General features: G+C 60.6%; 22 protein-coding genes and 4 pseudogenes. 12 read left to right on the top strand and 14 right to left on the bottom strand.

Annotated elements, in window-relative coordinates; genetic code table 11:
• From CC207_RS26970 to CC207_RS05395, 3 genes and pseudogenes are all read left to right on the top strand, one after another.
• Window positions 1-284 (top strand): annotated as a pseudogene (locus CC207_RS26970) (efflux transporter periplasmic adaptor subunit); the annotation flags it as partial.
• A 36-nt stretch (window positions 285-320) separates the two neighbouring features.
• Window positions 321-3,398, top strand: coding sequence for a MexW/MexI family multidrug efflux RND transporter permease subunit (locus CC207_RS05400; protein WP_028692827.1), 3,078 nt, complete (start codon window positions 321-323; stop codon window positions 3,396-3,398).
• 78 nt (window positions 3,399-3,476) lie between these two features.
• A complete protein-coding gene (locus tag CC207_RS05395; protein WP_088851692.1) occupies window positions 3,477-4,844 on the top strand; it encodes a TolC family outer membrane protein in 1,368 nt (455 codons plus the stop codon).
• Between the two features lie 40 nt (window positions 4,845-4,884).
• Here CC207_RS05395 and CC207_RS05390 read toward each other — a convergent pair whose 3' ends face one another.
• From CC207_RS05390 to CC207_RS05380, 3 genes are all read right to left on the bottom strand, one after another.
• On the bottom strand, window positions 4,885-5,091 hold the full coding sequence (locus CC207_RS05390; protein ID WP_088851693.1) for a DUF3077 domain-containing protein: 207 nt from the start codon (window positions 5,089-5,091) through the stop codon (window positions 4,885-4,887).
• Between the two features lie 32 nt (window positions 5,092-5,123).
• Window positions 5,124-5,363: a hypothetical protein gene (locus CC207_RS05385; protein ID WP_036986827.1), complete on the bottom strand. Its 240-nt coding sequence runs from the start codon at window positions 5,361-5,363 to the stop codon at window positions 5,124-5,126.
• A 554-nt stretch (window positions 5,364-5,917) separates the two neighbouring features.
• A complete protein-coding gene (locus tag CC207_RS05380) occupies window positions 5,918-6,814 on the bottom strand; it encodes a LysR family transcriptional regulator (RefSeq protein WP_052896062.1) in 897 nt (298 codons plus the stop codon).
• Between the two features lie 579 nt (window positions 6,815-7,393).
• Between CC207_RS05380 and CC207_RS05375 the strand changes: the two genes are divergently transcribed.
• From CC207_RS05375 to CC207_RS05335, 9 genes are all read left to right on the top strand, one after another.
• The gene (locus CC207_RS05375) at window positions 7,394-8,581 is read left to right on the top strand and encodes a hydroxymethylglutaryl-CoA synthase (protein ID WP_062360730.1); all 1,188 of its coding nucleotides are present in this window, start codon (window positions 7,394-7,396) and stop codon (window positions 8,579-8,581) included.
• A gap of 5 nt (window positions 8,582-8,586) precedes the next feature.
• On the top strand, window positions 8,587-9,369 hold the full coding sequence (locus CC207_RS05370) for an enoyl-CoA hydratase-related protein (protein WP_028692824.1): 783 nt from the start codon (window positions 8,587-8,589) through the stop codon (window positions 9,367-9,369).
• Window positions 9,370-9,449: 80 nt separating this feature from the next.
• Window positions 9,450-11,393, top strand: a complete 1,944-nt coding sequence (gene asnB, locus CC207_RS05365; RefSeq protein WP_028692823.1) for an asparagine synthase (glutamine-hydrolyzing) — start codon at window positions 9,450-9,452, stop codon at window positions 11,391-11,393.
• On the top strand, window positions 11,390-12,514 hold the full coding sequence (locus tag CC207_RS05360) for an NAD(P)/FAD-dependent oxidoreductase (RefSeq protein WP_028692822.1): 1,125 nt from the start codon (window positions 11,390-11,392) through the stop codon (window positions 12,512-12,514). Before asnB ends, CC207_RS05360 begins: the two co-directional genes overlap by 4 nt.
• Window positions 12,515-12,524: 10 nt before the next feature.
• Complete coding sequence (locus tag CC207_RS05355; protein WP_028692821.1) at window positions 12,525-13,601, top strand: acyl-CoA dehydrogenase family protein; 1,077 nt, start codon at window positions 12,525-12,527, stop codon at window positions 13,599-13,601.
• Between the two features lie 11 nt (window positions 13,602-13,612).
• The gene (locus CC207_RS05350) at window positions 13,613-14,050 is read left to right on the top strand and encodes a PaaI family thioesterase (protein ID WP_028692820.1); all 438 of its coding nucleotides are present in this window, start codon (window positions 13,613-13,615) and stop codon (window positions 14,048-14,050) included.
• Between the two features lie 207 nt (window positions 14,051-14,257).
• Window positions 14,258-14,905 carry an FMN-dependent NADH-azoreductase gene (locus tag CC207_RS05345; RefSeq protein ID WP_088851691.1) on the top strand — a complete coding sequence of 216 codons (648 nt, stop codon included), beginning with the start codon at window positions 14,258-14,260 and terminating at the stop codon, window positions 14,903-14,905.
• Between the two features lies 1 nt (window position 14,906).
• Window positions 14,907-15,767, top strand: coding sequence for a glutathione S-transferase C-terminal domain-containing protein (locus CC207_RS05340; RefSeq protein ID WP_051555768.1), 861 nt, complete (start codon window positions 14,907-14,909; stop codon window positions 15,765-15,767).
• 304 nt (window positions 15,768-16,071) lie between these two features.
• Window positions 16,072-16,497: a hypothetical protein gene (locus CC207_RS05335; protein WP_139121094.1), complete on the top strand. Its 426-nt coding sequence runs from the start codon at window positions 16,072-16,074 to the stop codon at window positions 16,495-16,497.
• A gap of 166 nt (window positions 16,498-16,663) precedes the next feature.
• Here CC207_RS05335 and CC207_RS26655 read toward each other — a convergent pair whose 3' ends face one another.
• From CC207_RS26655 to CC207_RS26640, 11 genes and pseudogenes are all read right to left on the bottom strand, one after another.
• Window positions 16,664-17,134, bottom strand: a complete 471-nt coding sequence (locus CC207_RS26655) for a hypothetical protein (protein ID WP_143496075.1) — start codon at window positions 17,132-17,134, stop codon at window positions 16,664-16,666.
• A gap of 159 nt (window positions 17,135-17,293) precedes the next feature.
• Window positions 17,294-17,818 carry a hypothetical protein gene (locus CC207_RS05330; RefSeq protein ID WP_069017272.1) on the bottom strand — a complete coding sequence of 175 codons (525 nt, stop codon included), beginning with the start codon at window positions 17,816-17,818 and terminating at the stop codon, window positions 17,294-17,296.
• 325 nt (window positions 17,819-18,143) lie between these two features.
• Window positions 18,144-18,392, bottom strand: a complete 249-nt coding sequence (locus CC207_RS26650) for a hypothetical protein (protein WP_143496073.1) — start codon at window positions 18,390-18,392, stop codon at window positions 18,144-18,146.
• Window positions 18,393-18,720: 328 nt separating this feature from the next.
• Window positions 18,721-18,951 (bottom strand): annotated as a pseudogene (locus CC207_RS28250) (polymorphic toxin type 43 domain-containing protein); the annotation flags it as partial.
• Between the two features lie 182 nt (window positions 18,952-19,133).
• Complete coding sequence (locus CC207_RS05320; RefSeq protein ID WP_081791652.1) at window positions 19,134-19,493, bottom strand: hypothetical protein; 360 nt, start codon at window positions 19,491-19,493, stop codon at window positions 19,134-19,136.
• Window positions 19,494-19,506: 13 nt separating this feature from the next.
• Window positions 19,507-19,671: a deaminase domain-containing protein gene (locus CC207_RS28245; RefSeq protein WP_158216132.1), complete on the bottom strand. Its 165-nt coding sequence runs from the start codon at window positions 19,669-19,671 to the stop codon at window positions 19,507-19,509.
• Window positions 19,672-19,698: 27 nt separating this feature from the next.
• Window positions 19,699-20,103 (bottom strand): annotated as a pseudogene (locus CC207_RS05310) (IS5-like element ISPsp10 family transposase); the annotation flags it as partial.
• Between the two features lie 162 nt (window positions 20,104-20,265).
• A complete protein-coding gene (locus tag CC207_RS26645) occupies window positions 20,266-20,526 on the bottom strand; it encodes a hypothetical protein (protein ID WP_143496071.1) in 261 nt (86 codons plus the stop codon).
• Window positions 20,527-20,813: 287 nt separating this feature from the next.
• Complete coding sequence (locus CC207_RS05305) at window positions 20,814-21,506, bottom strand: transposase (RefSeq protein ID WP_028692816.1); 693 nt, start codon at window positions 21,504-21,506, stop codon at window positions 20,814-20,816.
• 171 nt (window positions 21,507-21,677) lie between these two features.
• A pseudogene (locus CC207_RS05300) lies at window positions 21,678-22,311 on the bottom strand (hypothetical protein).
• A gap of 118 nt (window positions 22,312-22,429) precedes the next feature.
• Window positions 22,430-22,912, bottom strand: a 483-nt coding sequence (locus CC207_RS26640; protein ID WP_371916440.1) for a transposase, incomplete at its 5' end; no start/stop codon positions are given.

The raw sequence follows: 22,912 nt of genomic DNA, 5'->3' as shown, positions 1-22,912 counted from the left end.
ACGCCGACGTGCTCAGTGTGCCGGAAACGGCGATCAGCTACAGCGCCTACGGCAACTCGCTGTACGTGCTGCGCGAGAAGGACGGCGCGCTGCGCGTGGAGCAGGTGTTCGTCAAGCTCGGCGCGCGCCGCGACGACCGCGTGGTGGTGCTCGATGCGCTGACCCCGGGCGACCGCGTGGTGGTGTCCGGGCAGATCCGCCTGAGCAATGGCATGCCGGTGCGGGTCACCGACGACACCCTGGCCGCCAGCACCACGCGCAAGCCGGACCTGGCCCAGCAGTAATGGGTTTGCGTGCCACTGAAAAGGACCTGTAGCACCATGAAATTCACCGACCTGTTCATCCGCCGCCCGGTACTGACCCTGGTGGTCTGCGCGATGATCGTCATGCTTGGCCTGCTGGCGCTGCTGAACCTGCCGATCCGCCAGTACCCGCAGCTGGAAAGCGCGACCATCACCATCACCACCGAATACCCCGGCGCCCGCTCGCAGCTGATGCAGGGCTTCGTCACCCAGCCCATCTCGCAGGCCGTGGCCTCGGTCGACGGCGTCGACTACCTGAGCTCGACCTCGACCCAGGGCAAGAGCGTGATCAGCGTGCGCCTGAAGCTCAACGCCGACTCCAACAAGGCCCTCACCGAGATCATGGCCGCCGTCAACCAGGTCAAGTACCGCCTGCCCGAAGGCGCCTACGACTCGGTGGTGGCCAAGTCTTCCGGCGAAGGCACGGCGGTGATCTACGTCGGCTTCTCGAGCAAGGACATTGGCCTGCCGGCGATCACCGACTATATCTCCCGCGTGGTGCAGCCGCGCCTGGCGGCCATCGACGGCGTGGCCGAAGCGCAGATCCTCGGCGGCCAGAAGCTGGCCATGCGCCTGTGGCTGGACCCGGCGCGCATGGCCGCGCGCAACCTGTCGGCCAGCGACGTGGCCGAGGCCATCCGCCAGAACAACTTCCAGGCCGCCCCCGGCCAGACCAAGGGCCAGTACGTCTCGGCCAACATCAACATCAACACCGACCTGACCAGCGTCGACCAGTTCCGCCAGATGGTGGTGCGCCGCGACGGCGACACGCTGATCCGCCTGAGCGACATCGGCACCGCCGAGCTCGGCGCCACCTCCTATGACACCAGCGGCATCATGGACGGCGAGCCGGCGGTGTTCATCGGTCTGCACGCCACCCCCGCCGGCAACCCGCTGACCATCGTCGGCGCGGTGCAGGAGATGATGCCGCAGATCCGCGAGACCATGCCGCCGGGCATGACCGCCAACATCGTGTTCGAGGTGGCGCGCTTCATCCAGGCGTCCATCGATGAAGTGGTCAAGACCCTGATCGAAGCCGTGGTGATCGTCGCCGTGGTGATCTTCCTGTTCCTCGGCTCGCTGCGCAGCGTGCTGATCCCGCTGGTGACCATCCCGCTGTCGCTGATCGGCGCGGCGGCGATCATGAGCCTGTTCGGGTTCAGCATCAACCTGCTGACCCTGCTGTCGATGGTCCTGGCCATCGGCCTGGTGGTGGACGACGCCATCGTCGTGGTGGAGAACGTCCACCGCCATATCGAGGAAGGCAAGTCGCCCTTGCAGGCGGCGCTGGTCGGCGCCCGCGAGATCGCAGGCCCGGTGATCGCCATGACCCTGACCCTGGCCGCGGTGTACGCCCCGATCGGCCTGATGGGCGGGCTGACCGGCGCGCTGTTCAAGGAGTTCGCCTTCACCCTCGCCGGCGCCGTGGTGGTGTCCGGCGTGGTGGCACTGACCCTGTCGCCGGTGATGAGCGCCTTCCTGCTCAACCGCCAGGCCAGCGAAGGGCCGATGGCCCGTGGCGCCGAGCGCTTCTTCCAGTGGCTGGGCAAGGGCTACGGCCGCGTGCTGGACGTGTCCCTGCACCACCGCTGGCTGACCCTGGCGATTGCCGCGGCGGTGTTCGTCAGCCTGCCGATCCTCTACCTCGGCGCCCAGCGCGAACTGGCGCCGGTCGAGGACCAGGCCCAGGTGCTGGCGGTGGCCAAGGCCCCGCAGTACGCCAACATCGACTACACCGAGATGTACGCGCACCGCATGGACCGCCTGTTCGCCACCTTCCCGGAAACCGACATCACCTGGGTGGTCAACGGCAACGACGGCCCGCGCACCGCGTTCGGCGGCGCCAACCTGAGCACCTGGGAAAAGCGCCAGCGCAGCGCCGACCAGTTGCAGGCCGAGATCCAGAAAGCCGTGGGCGAGATAGAGGGCGTGGCCATCTTCGCCTTCCAGCTGCCGCCGCTGCCCGGCTCCACCGGCGGCCTGCCGGTGCAGATGGTGATCCAGAGTTCCCAGGACCACCGCGTGGTGTTCGACGCCATGGACAAGATCAAGCAGGCGGCCATGGCCAGCGGCCTGTTCGCCGTGGTCGACAGCGACCTGGACTTCAACAGCCCGCTGGTCAACATCAACATCGACCGCAGCAAGGCCAACGACCTGGGCATCAGCATGCAGGCCATCGGCGACGCCCTGGCGGTGCTGGTGGGCGAGAACTACGTCAACCGCTTCGCCCTCGACGGCCGCTCCTACGACGTGATCCCGCAGGTGGCACGGGCCCAGCGCCTGTCGGCGGAAATGCTGGTCGGCCAGTACGTCAAGGCCGCCAACGGCGCCCAGGTGCCGCTGTCGACCCTGGTCAGTTTCGACATGTCGATCGAGCCCAACAAGCTGACCCAGTTCAACCAGCTCAACTCGGCCACCCTGCAGGCGGTGCCGGCGCCGGGCGTGAGCATCGGCGACGCGGTGCAGTTCCTCGCCGCCCAGGCCAATGCCCTGCCCACCGGCTTCAGCCATGACTGGCTGTCCGATGCCCGCCAGTTCGTCCAGGAAGGCAGCGCCCTGGTGGTGACGTTCATCTTCGCCATCCTGGTCATCTACCTGGTGCTGGCGGCGCAGTTCGAAAGCCTGCGCGACCCGCTGGTGATCCTGGTCAGCGTGCCGATGTCGGTGTGCGGCGCGCTGATCCCGCTGTACCTGGGCTACGCCACGGTAAACATCTACACGCAGATCGGCCTGGTGACCCTGGTCGGCCTGATCAGCAAGCATGGCATCCTCATGGTCGAGTTCGCCAACGAGCTGCAGCAGGCCGACCAGCTCGACCGCCGCACGGCCATCGAGCGCGCCGCGCAGATCCGCCTGCGGCCGATCCTGATGACCACCGCGGCCATGGTGGTGGGCCTGGTCCCGCTGCTGCTGGCCAGCGGCGCCGGTGCCCACAGCCGCTTCAGCCTGGGCCTGGTGATCGTCATCGGCATGCTGGTCGGCACGCTGTTCACCCTGTTCATCCTGCCCACCGTGTACTCGCTGCTGGCCAAGGACCACCGCGCCAGCGAAGACCCACGCCTGCAGGAACTGGCCGCCTACACCCAGCCGGCCTGACCCCTTCGCCCGCCCTCCCCTGTGGCAGCCGTGATCGGCTGCCACAGGGAGCGGCCGGCCCGGATAAAGAGAAACGACATGCTACGTAAGACCCTTCTGCCCCTGCTGTTCCTGGCGCCCCTGGCCCAGGCCGTTGCCGCCGAGCGCGCGACACTGATGTCGGTGTACGCCCAGGTGGTCGAGCACAACAGCGACATGGCCGCCGCCCGCGAGAACTACCTGGCCCGCCGCGAGGCCGTGCCCCTGGCCCGCGCCCGCCTGCTGCCGCAGGTGGCCCTGGATGCCGAGGCCGGCGACGTGCGCAGCGACCGCCACCGGGTCGAGCAGCGCAGCGGCAGCCTGTACCGCCTGAGCCTCGACCAGCCGTTGTTCGACCTCAGCCGCTGGTTCGACTTCAAGGCCGCGCAGTCCGAGAACGAACAGGCCGAACTGGACTTCTCGGCGTTCCAGCAGCAACTGATCCTCGACACCGCCAGCCGCTACTTCGACACCCTGCTGGCCGAGGACAACCTGGCCACCGCCAAGGCCGAGCTGCGCGCCTTCGACCGCCAGTTGCAGCAGACCCGGCTGAGCTACGACGCCGGCCTGTCCGACCAGAACGACATGCTCTCGGCCCAGGCCAGCTTCGACCGCGCCAGCGCCAACCTGATCGACAGCCAGCGCCGCAGCGAAGACGCCTACCAGGCGCTGATGCGCCTGACCGGGCAGGCGCAACCGGCATTGGCCGGGATCCGCCACAGCCTGCCGGTGCAAGCGCCGGTGCCCGCACGCGCCGAGGCCTGGGTCGAACAGGCCATGGCGCAGAACCTGCGCCTGCGCGCCAGCCAGGCCGCCGTCAGCCAGGCCGGCCAGACCCTGCGCAGCAGCAAGGCCGATCACCTGCCGACCTTCAACCTGGCCATGGGCTACGCCGAGGGCGACAGCGACCTGATGGATTCCAGCGCGCACTTCGGCCAGCGCTCCGGCAACCAGCGCGACAGCTCGGTGATGGTGCAGATGAAGCTGCCGCTGTTCAGCGGCGGCGGCACCAGCGCGCGGGTACGCCAGGCCACCCATGAGCTGGCGCGCACCGAGTACGGCCGCACCAGCCTCGAACGCGAGGTGCTGGAAGGGTCGCGCAACGCCTTCCGCGCGGTGGTCAGCGATGTCGAGCAGGTGCGCGCGCGGCGCCAGAGCATCATCTCCAGCCAGGGCTCGTTGCGGGCCACCGAGGCGGGGTATGAGGTGGGCAGCCGCAACATCGTCGATATCCTCGATGCCCAGCGCGACCTGTACAACGCGGTGCGCGACTACAACGTCTCGCGCTATGCGTACATCGTCGACAGCCTGCGCCTGAAGCAACAAGCCGGCAGCCTGAGCCCGGATGACCTGCGCGAGCTGGCGGGGTATCTGAAGCTGGACTACGAGCCGGAGCGGGATTTCCTGCCGAGTGATTTGCGCGGGTGAAGCATTGGGATCGTCGGGGCCGCGCAGCGGCCCCAACGTTTTATCGATTCCTGTTGTTCATCCCCAACTCCATATCATCAATCAACGCCTTGGCCATGGCACTCAACATGCGCGCTGCGCTGCCCGCCATCAGGTCGCCTTCCATCTCGGCCTCGCAGGTGAGGTGGCGAATGCAGCCAAGCAGCACCGACAACTCGCTGAAGGCATCCGCGAAGGGAATGCCCGGCTCGACCTTGAACAGGTCCATGCAGCGGGTCCGGCCTGCGGTACGTGCGTTGGTCATGGCTGCACCTCTGGCTTGTGTTCGAGCAAGGCACAGGCCAGCTGGCCGAGGTAGTCGCTGGCGGCGAACAGACGGTCCTGGGCTTCGCCAGGGTCGGTCTTGAAGTAGATATCGAGGACATCGGAAATGGCGGTGGCCACTTCGACGGCGGCAGCCATGGCTTCTTCGCGGGTGAGGGTCGGGCGGATAGCGATGAAGGGGGCTAGACGGGGTGGGTCTGGGACGATCTTTTTCATGGTCAACACTCCTGCGCAGTTCAAGAATGCTGCCCTCCGGCGCCTTTCTCACGGGACAAAGGGTGGCAGCCGTGCACGGGGTGAGAAACCGAGGCGCAAGAGAAACTCGGCCAGACCGAAGTCTGCCCGGGCACGGCTGCCATAACTGGATTGCCGATACTTTACGCCTCGGGTTCTCACACCCGGTCACCTGATATGGCGACCCCGTGAAGTTATCCGTGGGGTATTTCCCCGACAACGCAGCAGCTTCCGGCAAGCGCGTAGGATAGTTCCCAAGCTTTGCCGGCTGAAGCATTTGGTTTCAGGTTCGGAAACATCTGACAGTGTTCGAGATGGCCGGGGCTGCTGCGCAGCCCTTTCACGACACAAGGCCGCTCCCACAGGGACCGCGCCATGGCAGAACCGGCACATATCCTGTGGGAGCGGCCTTGTGTCGCGAAAGGGCCGCGTAGCGGCCCCGGCGAGCTAAAGCCAAACGCTGACTCAGAACACCTTGAACGGCGGGGACCTGGAATCGACACCGCAATGAAACGCACATCAAGCTGCCCCAACAATCACCCCGGCCGATACTCCCGACACCGCTCCCGCAGTATCTGCGCCAGCAACCGCACCTCGGGACTGTGCCGGTACTCCTCGGGATACCCCATGTACATCGGCACCTCCCGCTCCCGCTGATGCTGCAGGTTGACCCGCACCAACCGCCCTTGCGCCAGCCCCTGCTGCACCCGATGCTCCGGCAACCAGGCAAAGCCCATCCCCCGCTCGACGAAGCTCTCGGCCGCCGCCAGGCTGCTCACCGTCCAGCGCTGCGAGGTCCCCAGCCAGCCGCTGTTCTGCGAATTGCGCGTGCCGGAATCGCGGATCACCACCTGCCGGTGGTTCTTCATGTCGTCCAGGCTCAACTCCCCCTGCGCCGCGCTCAGCGGGTGGCTGGCCCCCACCACGCAGACCAGCGAGACATTGAGCAGGAACTCCTGCAGGTAACCGGAAGGCAGGCTGCTGGCGATGCCCAGCTCGACCTTGCCATCCTCCAGCAGCTCGCGGGCCCCGGACAATGCCGTTTCGTACAGGCGGATACGGTGATCCTTGTACTCCAGGGCAAACTCCTGCAATGCCTGTTGCAGCAATTCGATGGGGAACAGCACATCCACCGCCAGCGCCTGCTCGGTAAACAGCCCCGGCTGGTACTGGTTGGCCAGGTGCTCGAGCTTCTGCGCCGCCCCCAGCAGGTGCTTGGCCTGGGGCAGCAGGGCCTTGCCCAGGGAGGTGAGCACGGCCTTGCGGCCTTCGATGATGAACAGCTCCTGGCCCAGGAGCATTTCCATGCGGTTGACCGAGTGGCTGATGGCCGACTGCGACTTGTACATGTGCTCGCCGGCCTGCTGGAAACCGCCGCACTCGACCGTGCAGACGAACGCGCGCCACTGATCGAGACTGATCTTGGAAAACACCATCACCTCCTTGTGTACCCGAAAACCGGGCGACGAATCCTGTGTCCTGCGGCGTTGTACCACAGCTGCGCACGACACATGAAGACCATGCCGCGATGCACGCACTTTTTGTCACTATTCGCCCAGGCCACTTCGTGCGACAACAACGTCCCGGACAGTGTCCGGCACTAATGGATGAATAATGGACAAGGAGCGTCCCCCATGCAGAGATGCACACGCGATACGGCCTAAACCAACAGCCGGAACAACACGGCAAAGTATGCGGCGATAACGCCATAAAATTTTCATATTAATTTAATTGAAAATTTTAATTGCCATATTGTTCAACACCCTCTCCCAAACCTTTATGGAAGCCGCGTGGCAGCACGGGGCCTGCGCCTGCGCGCACTAAAAAACGCATAACTTAATAGCCAAAAAAACCATGAACAGGCGTCATCAATCCCATCGGAATTATTCGCTTTTTTTGGCAAAAGCTTCAGCCGCAATAATTAAATGGCCAGCAGGGACTGGCACCGGAACAACAAGACCGGTTGTGTATTTTGGGATTTTTTCAACAGTGAAAAATAATTGGGCATACACATGAAAATCGGCATTGATGATATTGGGCTGTCTGTACCGCAACACTTTTTCGCACTGGAAGAACTTGCCGAACGGCATGGTATCGATCCGCAGAAGTACCTGGTCGGCATCGGCCAGGAGTTCATGGCCGTGCCGGCCCCTGACGAAGACATCGTGACCCTGGCGGCCAACGCCGCCCTGCCGCTGCTCGATGACGCCACCCGCGCCTCGATCGCCACGGTGATCCTCGCCACCGAGAGCGGCATCGACCAGTCCAAGGCCGCCGGCCTGTTCGTCCACAGCCTGCTCGGCCTGCGCGCCGACTGCCGCGTGGTGGAGTTCAAGCAGGCCTGCTACGGCGCCACCGCCGGCTTGCAGATGGCCCGCGCACTGGTCGCCCAGCGTCCTCACGAGAAGGTGCTGGTGATCGCCACCGACATCGCCCGCTACGAGCAGAACTCCGAGGGCGAATGCACCCAGGGCGCCGGCGCCGTGGCCATGATCGTGGCCGAGAACCCGCGCCTGCTGGAGCTGCACCCGCACCAGGGCCGCTACAGCCTGGACGTCTCGGACTTCTGGCGGCCGAACCTGCGCAGCACCGCGCTGGTCGACGGCAAGCTGTCGATCGAGGTCTACCTGGAGTCGCTGCGCAACGCCTGGCAGAGCTACCGCGCCGACGGCGGCCTGGGCCTGGAAGACATGAGCTTCCTGTGCTTCCACCAGCCGTTCACCAAGATGGCGAAGAAGGCTTTCTCGGTGTTCGAGGCGATCGAGCCTGAAGCAGCCAAGGCCCTGGGCGAGAAGGCCTACTCCACCAGCCAGCTGTACGGCAAGGCCATCGGCAACTGCTACACCGCCTCGCTGTACATCGCCCTGCTGTCGCTGCTGGACAACAGCGACGAGGACCTGACCGGGCGCAACATCGGCCTGTTCAGCTACGGTTCGGGCAGCGTCGGCGAGTTCTTCAGCGCCACCGTGGTGCCGGGCTACCAGGCCCATTCGCGGCGCAAGGCGCATGCGCGCATGCTGGCCAGCCGCACCCGCCTGGGCCATGAGCAGTACAGCAGCTGGTTCTACGGCGACAACCACCCGGCCGTGGCCGACTACAGCACCCCGTACGTCACCGGCGGCGCGTTCCGCTACGGCGGTTGCGAGGGCTATCGCCGTCAGTACGAGAGCACCGCCCTGTCCCTGAAGATGGCGAGCTGACGACCATGAGCGACGTGCTGCTGAGCTGGCCGCAACCTGCGGTCGCCTGCCTGACCCTGAACCGTCCGCATGCCGGCAACGCCCTCGACGAGGCCCTGCTCGGGGCCTTGCACGAGCAGCTGCAGGCCCTCGCCGAGCACCCGGGGCTGCGCGCCCTGGTGCTCGACGGCGCCGGCGAGCACCTGTGCACCGGGGCGGACCTGGAGTGGATGCGCCGCAGCCGCGAGTTCGACCATGCGCGCAACCTGGAGGACGCCAGCCTGCTGGCCAACGTCCTGCAGCGCCTGGACGATTTCCCGGTGCCGGTGCTGATGCTGGCCCGCGGCGCGGTGTTCGGCGGGGCTTTGGGCCTGCTGTGCTGCGCCGACCACGTGCTGGCCGCCGAGGATGCGCGGTTCTGCTTCAGCGAGGCGCGCCTGGGCCTGGCCCCGGCCTTGATCAGCCCCTACGTGGTGCGCGCCATGGGCGTGCGCCAGGCACGGCGCTACATGCTCTCGGCCGAGGTGTTCGGCGCCGAGGACGCGCTGCGCCTGCAGCTGGTCCACCGCCTGGTGCCCGCCGCCGAGCTGGCGCAGGCCCGCGACCGCTGGCTGGCCACCCTGCTGCAGACCGGCCCCCAGGCCAGTCGCGAGATCAAGCAGATGCTGGCGCGCCTGGCAGGCCGCGACCACCTGCTCGACGAGCAGGGTTGCAACCTGCAGCTGATCGCCCGCCTGCGCACCTCCAGCGAGGGCCAGCACGGTCTTGCCGCCTTCTTCGAACGCAGCCGCCCCGACTGGGCGCAATGAACCCTGGGTGCGCGGACCACGAAGCCCGCGCCGTTCCGGCGTCGCCGACGACGCCCGACCTATGAGAAAAGGATTTTGCCATGTGTGGTTTCATCGGTGTCTACCAGTCCAAACGCAACAGCATCAGCGACCAGTCGATCCTCGACGCCCTGGCCGCCATCAACCACCGCGGCCCGGACGAGCACAGCCTGTGGCGTGACCCGGGCGAGCGCGCCGTGCTCGGCCACACCCGCCTGAGCATCATCGGCCTGGACAACGGCATGCAGCCGATCGTCGCCGACGAAGGCGACCTAGCGGTGATCGTCAACGGCGAGTTCTACGACCACGAGCGCATCCGTGCCGAACTGCAGGCCGAAGGCGCGATCTTCAAGACCGCCTCGGACAGCGAGATCGCCCTGCACCTGTACCGCCGCTCCGGCATGGCCGGGCTCAAGGAACTGCGCGGCGAGTTCGCCATGGTCCTGTTCGACCGCCGTCGCCGCCTGATGCTGGCGGTGCGCGACCGCCTGGGCATCAAGCCGCTGTTCTACACCCAGCATGAAGGCAACTGGTACTTCGCCTCCGAGATCAAGGCCCTGCTGGCCGCCGGCGTCAACCCGACCTGGGACGAGAACGCCTACGCCAGCCGCGCCTTCTACCTGCGCGACCACACCCTGTTCGAAGGCGTGCGCAGCGTACAGCCGGGCTGCTGGGTGATGGTCGACCACGGCGGCCTGCACAGCGGCCGCTACTGGGACATGGAATTCGCCCGCCGCGACACCCCGGCGCCGAGCGACGAGGCCGGCATGATCGAATCCGTGCGCGCCGCCATCGAAGAAGCGGTGCGCCTGCGCCTGCGCGCCGACGTGCCGATGGGCGTGTACCTGAGCGGCGGCATCGACTCCTCGGCGATGCTGGGCATGGCCACCGCCCTCAAGGGCGAGCCGCTGGACGCCTTCAACCTGTCGTTCACCGACATGGACGACTACGACGAGAACCGTTTCGCGCGCATGGCCGCCGAGCACAACGGCGCGCGCTTCCACACCATCGAGATCACCCAGGACGACCTGGCGGACAACTTCGAGCAGGCGGTATGGCACAACGAGACGCCGTTCTTCAATGCCCACGGCGTGGCCAAGTACATCCTCAGCAAGGAAGTGCGCAAGGCCGGCCTGAAGGTGGTGCTGACCGGCGAAGGCGCCGACGAAGTGTTCGCCGGCTACCCGCACTTCCGCCGCGACATGCTGCTGTACAACAACGAACAACAAGACCCGAAAGTCATCGACCTGCTGCGCCAGCGCATCCAGGCCAACGAGCAGGGCTACACCAACGCGCACATGCCCCACGACATCCACTGGATGGTCGACCAGCTCAAGCACGGCGTGTCGTGGCTGGACAACCAGGCCGGCTGGTTCAAGGCCCTGGAGAGCCTGTACCGCGGTGACTTCCGCGACCACTTCACCGGTGTCGACCCGTATCGCCAGTTCTTCGACCGCCTCGACCACGGCAAGCTCGCCGACCGCGACCCGGTGCACAACTCCATGTACCTGTGGGCCAAGTCGTACCTGCCGAACTTCGTCCTCACCACCCTGGGCGACCGCATGGAGATGGCCAACAGCATCGAAGGCCGCGTGCCGCTGCTCGACCACCACGTGGTCGAACTGGCCTGCCAACTGCCGGTGTGGATGAAGGTGCGCGGCGCCACCGAGAAGTACGTGTTCCGCGAAGCCATGCGCCCTTACCTGCCCAAGGCCCTGTACGAGCGCAAGAAGCACTACTTCCGCGCCCCGCCGGCCACCCTGCAGCAGCAAGGCCGCCTGTGGCAACTGGTGCAGGACACCCTGCACAGCCGTGACCTGGACGCCCTGCCGTTCTTCGACGCGGCCAAGGTCCGCACCCTGCTCAAGCAGCTGCCGACCCTCAGCGCCCAGGAACAGGGCCTGCTCGACCCGATGCTGATGGAGCTGACCAGCCTGTGCCTGCTGCAACGCCGCTACCGCATGAGTGGCCAGAGCTGGAACACCTTGAACGAGGTGGCCGCATGAAGATCGCGATCATCGGCGCCGGCCTCAATGGCTTGGCCTGCGCCCTGATTCTCAAGCGCTTCGGCCTCGAGGCCACGGTGTACGAGCGGGCCAATGGCCCGCGCGACTCGGGCACCGGTATCTACGTCTGGCCCCAGGGCGTGCAGGTGCTGCGCTTCCTGTTCAACGACACCGGGTTCATCGGCCGCGGCAAGGCCATCGAGTTCCTCGACACCCATGGCCGCGACGGTCGCCTGATCCACAGCCAGCCGGTGCGCCCGGACGGCCTGGGGATCCCGGCGCCGGCGGTGATGTTCCCGCGTCCCGAGCTGTTCGGCCTGCTGCGCGAACGCCTGGCCCCCGGGCAGATCCGCTACCAGATGGGCTGCGAGAAGGTGGAGAAGGTCGGTGAACAGGCACGGGTCACCTTCAGCAATGGCGAACAGGAAGACTTCGACCTGGTGATCGGCAGCGACGGCGTCGGTTCCACCGTGCGCCAGTGCCTGGAACCGGGCCTGACGCCCTACGACACGGGCCTGGTGGCCAGCCGCGGCATGGTCGAGTTCGACTCGCCGCTGCTGCTGCCCGACCGTTGCCAGATCTTCGCCTCGGAGTTCTCGCGAGTGGTCACCTACCCGCTGGCGGCCGACCGTCCGTACCGCTACTGGTTCGCCGCCTACCAGCACCGCAACCAGCCGCTGCTCGACCGCGACGGCCTGGTGCGGCTGTTCGCCGACCTGCCGCCGGATGTGGTGCGGATGATGGAGGCCACCGAGCACGAGCAGATCCTCACCCACAAGATGATGGCGCTGACCGGCGCCGGCTGCTGGCAGAACGGCCGCGTGGTGATGCTTGGCGACAGCATCCACGCCATGCTGCCGACCCTCGGCTACGGCCTGACCCTGGGCCTGGAGAACGCCTTCATGCTCGCCCAGGCCCTGGTCGGCTGCTGCGACGAGCGCCTCGACAGCGCCCTGCAGCGCTACGAGATCCGCGCCGCCGAGCGCTCGCGGGTGATGCTGGAAGTGATGCGCGACATGACCGACCTGTACTACTTCGAGGAGGACAGCGCCATGACCTCCTCGCGGATCCGGCCGATCGTCGAGCGCTTCCACGACCTGGCCCTGACCACGGTGTTCTGAGGAGATCGCCATGAGTGAAGCATACCGCCAGCGCCTGCAGGCCTTCGTCAGCGAGCGCATCACGCCGAACGTGGCGGCCTGGGAGCAGCTCGGCGCCTACCCGGCCACGCTCAACCGCGAGGCCGGCGCCGCCGGCCTGCTCGGCCTGGGCCACGACCACCGCCAGTTGCCGGACGACCCGCGGGCCGTGGCGGTGCTGATCGAGGAGCTGACCCGCAGCGGCGCCCAGGGCATCACCATGGGCCTGGGCTCGCACTTCGTCAGCCTCAAGGCAGTGCAGGCCACCGGCCACCCGATCGTCCACGACCTGGTGCCGGCGGTGCTCGACGGCCGCCAGAGCATCGCCCTGGCGATCACCGAGCGCCAGGCCGGCTCCGACCTGCGCGCCCTGGAGTGCCGGGCCACGCGCCAGGCCGATGGCTACCGGCTGAACGGGCACAAGGCGTTCATCTGCAACGCCACCCGTGCCGACTGGCTGCTGATGGTCGGCCACTGCGAGGACGGCCTGGCGCTATTCCTGGTCGAAGGCTCCGCCGCCGGCATCCGCCACACCCCGCGCCAGGCCCTGGGCTGGCGCTGCCTGCCGCTGGCCGACCTGGAGCTTGTCGACGTGCCAGCGCTGCGCCTGACCGGCAAGGGCGGCGTCGGCCGCCTGCTGCAGGCCAGCCTGCAGCAGGAGCGGCTGAACCTGGCGGTAATGGCCATCACCAGCGCCGACATGGCCCTGCAGGCCGCCATCGACTGGTGCAAGAGCCGCCAGGTCGGCGGCAAGCCGCTGTTCGACAAGTCGGTGATCCGCCAGCGCCTGGCCGAGCACTACGCGCAGCTGACGGTCAGCCGCCAGTTCGTCGACACCTGCGTGGCCCGCCAGGCCGAAGGCACCCTGGACGCGCACCAGGTGGCCATCGCCAAGAACAGCGCCGTGCAGACCCTGGAAACCCTGGCCCGCGACGCCGTGCAGCTGCATGGCGCCCACGGCTGCGTCGAGCCCTCGCTGGTCGAACGCATCCACCGCGACGCCCGCCTGCTGGCCATCGGCGGCGGCACCCACGAAATCATGCTGGAAATCATTGCCCGGCACCTGTGAAGGATCACACCATGAGCACCATCAGCGACCACGCCGCCGCGCACTCGCGCGCGCTGCTCGAACACGCCTACCAGCGCTACTGCGGGCTGGAAATGCTGGAACAGTCCCCCGGCCAGTGCACCTGCCGGCTGACCGTCACCGATGCCATCGACAACCTCAGCCAGACCCTGCACGGCGGGGTGATCTACTCGATGCTCGACGTCACCAGCATGCTCGCCACCCTGCCCTTGCTGGGGCCGGACGAGTACGCCCTGACCAACAGTTTCAACACCCTGCTGCTGTCGGCCACGCCACGGGACACCGAGGTGCTGTTCCACGCCAAGGTGATCCGCGACGGCCGCAACCTGATGTTCACCCAGGCCGAGGCCTGGCGGGTCAACGCCGACGGCAGCCAGACACGCATCGCCAGCGCGCAGCTGAGCAAGTTCAGGCTCAAGCGCGAGTGGTAATGGCGTAATCACCCATCACGTTCATCGCGGGGCAAGCCCGCTCCCATGCGATTTGTGGGAGCGGGCTTGCCCCGCGCTCGTTCCAGCCCAGAGCCCCTTGGCGATACATGACAACCTTAAGGGTAATACCCTGATTATCTGCGCTTTTCACTCCCGCCCGATTGCTCAAGACTGGCTATCACACACATCACAGAAAGGATTCGCGCAATGAATCACAAGGTCCTGGTCATCCGCTCCTCGATCAAGTCCGATGGCGGCTTCTCCGGCCAACTGGTGGACAACTTCCTCAAGCAGCTCAAAGAGGTCAACCCCGAAGCGTCGGTGGTGGTACGCGACCTGCACGCCCAGCCCATCCCGCACCTCAATGCGGTGACCATGGACGCCCTGTTCGGCGGTGACGCCAGCAGCATCGAGGCGGCCGCGGCGCTGAAGCTGTCCAACGAGCTGATCGAAGAGATCCAGGAAGCCGACCGCGTGGTGATCGGCCTGCCACGCTACAACTTCGGCGCACCGTCGATCCTGCACACCTGGGTCGACTACATCGTGCGCGGCGGCGTCACCTTCACCTACGTCGACGGCGCCCCGGTCGGGCTGCTCGACGACAAGCCGGTGCACGTGCTCAACGCCAGCGGTGGCATCTACAGCCAGGGCACCGACACCCTGGCTGGCTGGCTGTCACAGACCCTGGGCTTCGTCGGCCTGAACAGCGTCGAGTTCATCTACGCCGAAGGCCTGGGCATGGGCGAAGAGAGCCTGGCCGCAGGCCTGGCCGCCGCCAACCTGAAGATCCAGCACAGCATCGCCGCCCTCGGCGAACGCCCATGCCCAAGCCTGGCCACCGCCGTAGGAAGGTAAGATGACCCGCAGCCAAGACAACCCGTCGGTCCAGGAGCTGTTCCTCAGCGAACTGGTGGCCGAGCCCAACCGCTACCACCTGTACATTTCCCACGCCTGCCCGTTCTCGCACCGGGTGCACCTGGTGCAGAGCCTGCTGGGCCTGGAAGACGCGCTGGACGTCACCTCGGTGGCGGCCCGCCGCCACGACCAGGGCTGGGAGTTCGACGAGCACGACCAGGACCCGCTGCACAAAGACGTGACCCTGCTGTCGAGCCTGTACGAGCGTTCGCGCCCGGGCTTCACCGGCAACCAGTCGGTGCCGGTGCTGTGGGACCGCCAGCAGAACCGTATCGTGCACAACGATTCGGCGGAGCTGGCGCTGCAGATGGCCACCCGCCTGCTGCCCCTGGCCAAGACCCCGATCGACCTGGTGCCCGACCGCTCCAGCTGCGACATCGTCGAGCTCAACCAGTGGCTGCACACCAACATCAACCGCATGGTCTACCACATGGGCTTCGCCCCGGACCAGGAGAGCTACGACCAGGCCTTCCAGCAGTTCTTCGCGGCCATGGACACCCTCGAGCACCGGCTGCGCAAGCAGCCGTACCTGGTGGGCGGCAAGCTGAGCTTGTCGGACCTGTTCCTGCTACCCACGCTGATCCGCTACGAGGCGGTGTACTACGTGCACTTCAAGACCAACCACAAGACCCTGGCCGAGTACCCGGCGCTGTACCAGTACCTGGTGCGCCTGACGCAGATCCCGGCGATCTACCGCACCATCGACATGGCGCATATCAAGCTGCATTACTACTACTCGCACAACCACATCAACCCGACCCGGATCGTGCCCCAGGGGCCGGCGTTGAGCTGGTTGAACTGAGCTGTTGGCGTTTGCGGAGCAGGACCGCTTTGCGGTCCTTTCGCGGCAAAAGGCCGCTCCTACAGGAGGCCGCATCCCCCTGTACGAGCGGCCTTCTGCCGCGAAAGGGCTACAAGGCAGCCCCGGCGGCTTGAACTCGAGAGCAAACTTCAAGCATCTTGAACGCGTAGCTTACAGATGAGTGCGATTAAGCATTGTACGAAAAGTAGTATGGTGTTTTCAGGCCACTTCAAGATCCACCAATCCTCCAGTAGACTGCGCACTTTGGCCGGATTAACCCGCCACGCCATGAGATCTGGAAGTTATGGAAAAAAGTGCACCTCAGGTACGGAACGCCCCACGTCCGATGCTAGTCACGGTTGCGGTAATCTACTGCCTGCTCATCACCAGCAAAATTGCCTATTGGCTAGTCGGTGAAGGATGGGAAATGGCAAGGGTGGGTGATTTCGCAATGATTATGCTGGCGCCTCCAGCACTGTCATGCATTCTACTCGTCACAAGCAGCGTGTTGTTGTACAGGCGCAGCGCGAAGTCCGTATGGTTCCTGCTTGGGGCACTGCTCTTTGGCCTGACGCTGATCCCGCTCATGTTCCCAGAAATTTTCCGCCTTCCGGCGAGCCTTTACCCGCAGGCTTTTTGGTACGTACTCCCGGGCACCCTGCAAGCAATGCTGCTGGTTGCTGTCTGGATCTACAGCTTGCGGATGCGCCAGAACGGCTACCTTAAATAAAATTGCCACGTTCAAAGCCCTGCCTTGTGCGGGGCTTTATCCATCTGGTGCCGCAAGTTGCAATCCAGCCCAGCTAGACTCTAGTGATACAGGGCAGAAAACTAGAACTCGACTATACGATAATTAAATATCCATACCGGAATAGCAGCTGCTAACACTTGACCATCTAAACTCCACATATCCTGAAATCCCTCAGCAAAAAAAGGGCATCTTTTTGAGCACGACACCGAACCCTCTTGAGACTCGAATAGTAGTACGCCATTAAGCTCACCGCATTCGGATACCTACATTTCGCAGCCATCAACTCCTTTACAACCACAGCCGTCTTCATTCGATGTACGAACAACCGCACCACGAACTGCTTTATTTTATTACTTCCACCATCTGCAAGCAGGCTTCTAATCAACTGCACTTGATAATAAACTGGCAAGTGGACTCGAGCTGCAACATCTGCGCCCAGACGAACATTAAAACTGGCCAATGCCTGTACAACCTCCATTCTTTTACTACCTGACAACGGTCGTATTTCTTTGCAGAGGGCGTTCTCAGAACGACTATTCCTATTGACAGAAAGATCAGAAATCAGCTTTTCAATTCTGTCAACCGCTGGTTGCTCTATCAGCTTTTGTTCACTCATTTTTTAAACACCCTACAAAGGAAAAATAAATCTGTTCCCTTTTCCGCTTTTTTCCCTTTTCGGCTTCCTCACGCTCAGGCTTCCTAGCCCTCAAGGTGGTTAGAACAAATTCGACAAACTCGTCGAACCGTTCCTCCTCATTTGGCCAGTTGATTACAACTACAGCTGCCAGAATGTCAGGCAAACCCCATACTCATCGAGAAGATCATCAGCGATCTCAAACTGGAAAACCTTCTCTGGAAAGCAGTCTGACAACGCGCGCTTCCAATACCTAGCGATCTGCTCGGCAAATAAATGACAAAGACGATAATCCTCCTCCGACAGCCCAACCTTAAATACGGGTCGATTCGGCGAATCCTCCCACTTTGAAAAGAACTGATTTATTGAGAAAATGTTTCTGTACCGCTCAACATCTTTACGCGATGTGCTTTGCTCCAACGCACCAGCTTCAGTCTCGACCAGCCCCTTTAAACATTTTTTTTGCGAATCGTATTGCTGTGCATTAGGCAGCCAAAAAACATGACCATCAACCTCAACAAAATCGGGAGAAAGCAAACCCAGAACAGAAATCGCCTGTTCCAATGAAACCAAGTTCCCTACATATGAAAAAAACTCTCCAACGCCAATATCTGAAGCAAATAGATTCAACGAATCTTTAGAAATACAACCTTGATAAGCTTTCATCAATTCAACCCTAAATGTTCAAGAACCGACTGAGGAACATTTCCCTCAAAGGCTTTTGTGTCGTCCCCCTTCTTGGGGAAATATGATCCATTCGGTGCCTGATTCCATTCGACGACCTTAATCCGAGAGTTAGACACATCATACAGGACACCAAAAGGGGACGACACCAAAAGGGGACAGATTTATTTTCCCTACTCTAATCTCGTCCTACCTACATGACGGCTAGATCCCTTCGTTGCCAGGAGCTGGAATTAGAGCAGGAAAAATAAATCTGTCCCCTTTTCCACTCTTTTCCACTGCCCTTTCCACTTTTCCGCTTTTCATATCATGAATCTTTTAGCTGCTTAGCTACCTTTCTTGCTGAGTGACGAATTTGTTGAGTCTCTCCGATTTTACTCAACGCATATATTTCCTCTTTCAAAATATCAGACCTCGGAACGAACAATGCCCACTTCAGCGCCAGACCAGACCAGTATTCACTCTGACTCCTAAGACCTTCTATAACAACCTTCTCAAATGGAAGAAAATCCAAAACCCACTCTGAAAGACCATATACTTTAAGCCCATCGATCATCTTGCAGCGTACTACTCCTGGAGAACCCTCTAGTATAGGCAAAAAAACACACACTCAGCTTCATCCCCAAACGTGTACACAAACGACTCTGTTGATCTAGCCCAAAGACCTCCAGAAGTAAGTCCCAATAAAAAACGTCCGCCACACAACTTCGCCACAGGAAGCCAACTCAAGATAGCCCCTTCAGAGCCATACTCTTTTTTGCTCTCCCATGGCCCTTCAAGTCTAGCAAGCTCCATTAATAATTTTTCTTTCAGCTCATCTATCATCTAGATATTCCAGGAGTATGTGTAACATCCACACCATGACTAGTCATAAAGGACTTGAACTATTCACGAAGCTTTGGAGTCCAGTTCATTCCGTAATGCCCGCTCCATTCATAGGTTCGAATAACTCCATTTTCCTTCCAGATCCCGCCACCGACGATAGCGTCAGAGGACGGAATTTTTCCAGCATTTAATATCCCATCATGCCCAAATTGATTCCGCCCCATGATGAACCGCTGACTAACCGGATCATAAATAAAGTCAATAGGTTTTGAGTTACTCAACCCTTGTACAGCTTTGGAGGATAGGAGCTGGAATTAGAGTAGGAAAAATAGATCTGCCCCCTTTTTCTCTTCTTTTTCGCCCCCCTTTTCCGCCCTCTTCTTTTTCTGCTCTTTTTTCTGCTCTTCCCTTCAAATCAAAGGATTGATGACGAAGTAAGTGCCATTCAAACCTGCCCCTTCTTCCTGCAACATCAGACCAAACCAAATTTCACCAAGTAATCAAATACCTCCCTAGCATCCACCAGCATAACCGCCCCATCTTCAAACAATTGACAGAAGCCTCCAACTTTAAAACGAGAGTATACTTCCATAAACTCAGACGCAACATCCCGAGTCAAAGGATCCTCCGCTATAAATTCCAATCCAGCTTTTACAGGAATTATAAACAATGAAACATAGGCAGCCAAGCGAACGCCTTCGTCCTTAGACTGTAAATAGTTATCCATCTCATCATAGGCGTAACCAAAAGCCTGATACAATGTCAGGCGTTGCTCACCGGCCCCTCGCTTAAACATTAGTTCCATCTCGGACCTAATCTCTAAATACTTCATAATCACCTCTACATTAGTCCCGCGCAAATACATTCAACTGAATATTTGGGTACCTTTCCCTAAACTGCAAAACCACTCCCGTACAGCTGGGGCATACAGCTTTTTCGGAAGCTAAGTTTATACGTCCGACAGCAGAATAATTGCTCCCGAAAAAAGGGGACAGATTTATTTCCCCCACTCTAATCTCGGCCTACCTACATGACAGCTAGGCACTGTACGAAAAGTAATGTCGTAAACACCGTCGCCAGCAAGCCAGCGTGACCATTGCAGCAAAGCTTTCCGCCAGCTTGCAGTAGCGTGTACCCAGGCGGCGGTGCTCCTTCAGCCAACCAAATAGCCGTTCGATGGCGTTCCGCTGCCGATACTTGGGCTTGTCAAACAGGCGCGGTAAGCCCGGCTTCGGTCTGCGTTTCATGTCACGCAGCGGAATCACCGGCTGCATCCGATAGCGGTCGCAGTATTGCCGCAAGGATTCTGCGTCATAGCCTTTGTCGGCCAGGAGCCAGCGGCAGCGCTTGCGTGGCCTACCTCGGTTCAAAGGGATGTGGACACCGTCCAGCAGTCGCTGAGCATGGGATATGTCACTGGCGTGACCACCTGAGAGGAAAAAATGGGGACAGATTTATTTCCCCTACTCTAATTTCGGCCCATCTACATGACAGCTAGCTCCCTTCGCTGCCAGGAGCCGGAATTAGAGTAGGAAAAATAGATCTGTCCCCTTTTCCGTCTGTCCCCTTTTCCGTCTCCTTTTCCGTCTGTCCCGGATGGAATGCTATTCCTTTTCTTCAAGATAGGGCCAATATCCTGCCCCTTCATCCTTTCTTATCCAAACTCTACCGCATGCAGGACAAGTAATAACATCCTTTCCAACTACATCTATACGATCAAAAAACTCATCAAAAGGAATTCTTCCTTTATCAGCTCGCTCCGCCAATTCACACAACAACTTATTTGGAACGAGAGTGAACTCCTCTGAAACAGGAGAGCTAACCAAGCTAATGACATGAGAGCATCGACATAGAAACTTAGCCATTTTTATCTCCCTAACAAGCTATTAATAGCCTGCCTATCTAGCTGAATAGTTTTCTCGCCCCGCGAGAAAATCACTTGATTCAAAGGAATTGACTGCCCGCCTTTGCTTTTCCCAAAAGCAGCCGCAGCAGACTTATGCGAAAAAAGGGGACAGATTTATTTCCCCCACCCTAATCTCGGCCTACCTACATGACAGCTAGATCCCTTCGCTGCCAGGAGCTGGAGCAAAAAAGGGGACCAAAAAAGGACCAAAAAAGGGGACCAAAAAAGGGGACAGATCTATTTTATCTACTCTAATTTCGGCCTGCCCTGCTTCCTTCGCTCAATACGTTTTCCAGTGATCTGCGCGATCTCATCCACGAACCGGCTGCTACCCGTCAATTGTCCTCGCTGAATAGCGTCTCGAATCAGGCTAAGCTCTTCGTCCGATATCGCCTGCCTCACAAACTCGGCGTAGCGCTTGCGCCGGAGCTCTTCAGTTTCCCCCAATGCTTCAAACAAGGGGTCTTCATCAAGCCAATTCTGCCGTTTCACAGCCCCCATCCTGGCCGAATAACTTGACCAAGGATAGTCCCCAACCTCAGCTACCATCCGCGCCCGGACTGGATTCAATTCGATGTAGCGGCAACAGGCCAACAGGTAGGTGTCAGACTGCACAATGCTGGACTTAAAACGACTCTCCCACAAGGTACCGGAACGGCCCTCCAGTCGATTACGATAGCGCGTCGCTCGCGCCGCCAGCGTCTTCATCAGCTGGCTAAGTCCTGCGCAAGCATCATCAGGAACCAACAATAGATGCACATGGTTGGTCATCAAGCAGTACGCATAGACTTTCACTCCAAAGGCATCCTTCAACTCTCGGAGATCGGCTAAGTAGCGTTGAAAGTCCGTATCTTGCGCAAACACAACCTGTCGATTGTGACCCCGATGGACAATATGATGCGGGCAGTGTGGTAGCAGTACTCGTCCACCTCTAGGCATGACGGCATCCTCCTTGGATCACCTTGACGACTGATGAATCAGGAGAATGACATGGCTGCTCGACCTATTCGACCCCACAAGGGCCGATATTAGAGTAGGAAAAATAGATCTATTGCAGACGTAGCCGGTACTTCAGCTGCACCAGTTGCTTTTGCACCGAGGCTATCGCCCTTATGTCACCGGCCTAAAATCATCAATCGTCTTATTTTTCTCTTTCAATAGAAACGCAACGAAACCGGGATTGAAAACCATCAAAAAACTCAATAGCATTATAAATTTTCCAGCGATGTATTTCGGGATGATCAATTATGGCGACAAGGTGCTTTTCAACAAGAGGCACATACTCTGAGTAGTTTTCACTACTCGCGAAATCAAAAATTTTGGCTATTTCAAACGGTTCACTATTCGCCAAAGCAATGATTTTCGATAGGGGGAAATAGATCTGGACTCTCGCAGCCTCGATATCTCCACGATCAGCCACGTTGACAAAATACCGAGTCACAGCCAAGAGTATTTGGTGATAAGTGTCGTCGTATCCGTGCAGTCGATGAAAATAGACTCCTTCAATGCCTCCAGGTTTGTCCATTCTCCCCTCCAAGGCAATCAACCCTTCATGGATGCCCCAACTGGTCAGTAACTTCGCAGCCAAGAAGTGCTCCTCATCGTTATTCGCATGACGAAGCAAATCCAGCACGGCGTCAATTCTATCCTGTGGAATATCCTCTGGATCCAAATCTCCTGCACTCACGGCATAATCCGCATGTTTTGGAATGTGATTCAAAAGTTCGTATATTTTCGGCTCCATAAGAAACCTATTTTTTTACCGCTTTAATATAGTCGACCGGCACACAGCCCTTGATAAAACACTTACCATCGCGAAGCAAAAAATGGGATAGATTTATTTTCCCCACTCTAATCTCGGCCTACCTACATGACAGCTGGACCCCTTCGCTGCCAGGAGCCGAAATTAGAGCAGTAAAAATAAATCTGTCCCCTTTTCCTTCCGCGTCTCGAATCAGGCTAAGCTCTTCGTCCGATATCGCCTGCCTCACAAACTCGGCGTAGTGCTTGCGCCGGAGCTCTTCAGTTTCCCCTAATGCTTCAAACAAGGGATTATCATCAAGCCAATTCTGCCGTTTTGCAGCTCCCATCCTGATCGAATAACTCGACCAAGGATAATCACCAGCCTCAACTGTCATCCGCGCCCGGACTGGATTCAATTCGATGTAGCGGCAACAAGCCAACAGGTAGGTGTCAGACTGCACAATGCTGGACTTAAAACGACTCTCCCACAATGTACCGGTACGACCCTCTACTCGATTACGATAGCGCGTCGCTCGCGCCGCCAGCGTCTTCATCAGCTGGCTAAGTCCTGCGCAAGCATCATCAGGAACCAGCAATAGATG

Origin of the sequence: Pseudomonas sp. DrBHI1 (genome assembly GCF_002205115.1) — a bacterium.
In the GTDB taxonomy this organism is placed as follows: domain Bacteria; phylum Pseudomonadota; class Gammaproteobacteria; order Pseudomonadales; family Pseudomonadaceae; genus Aquipseudomonas; species Aquipseudomonas mosselii.
This window is presented reverse-complemented; position numbering and strand designations above follow the sequence as displayed.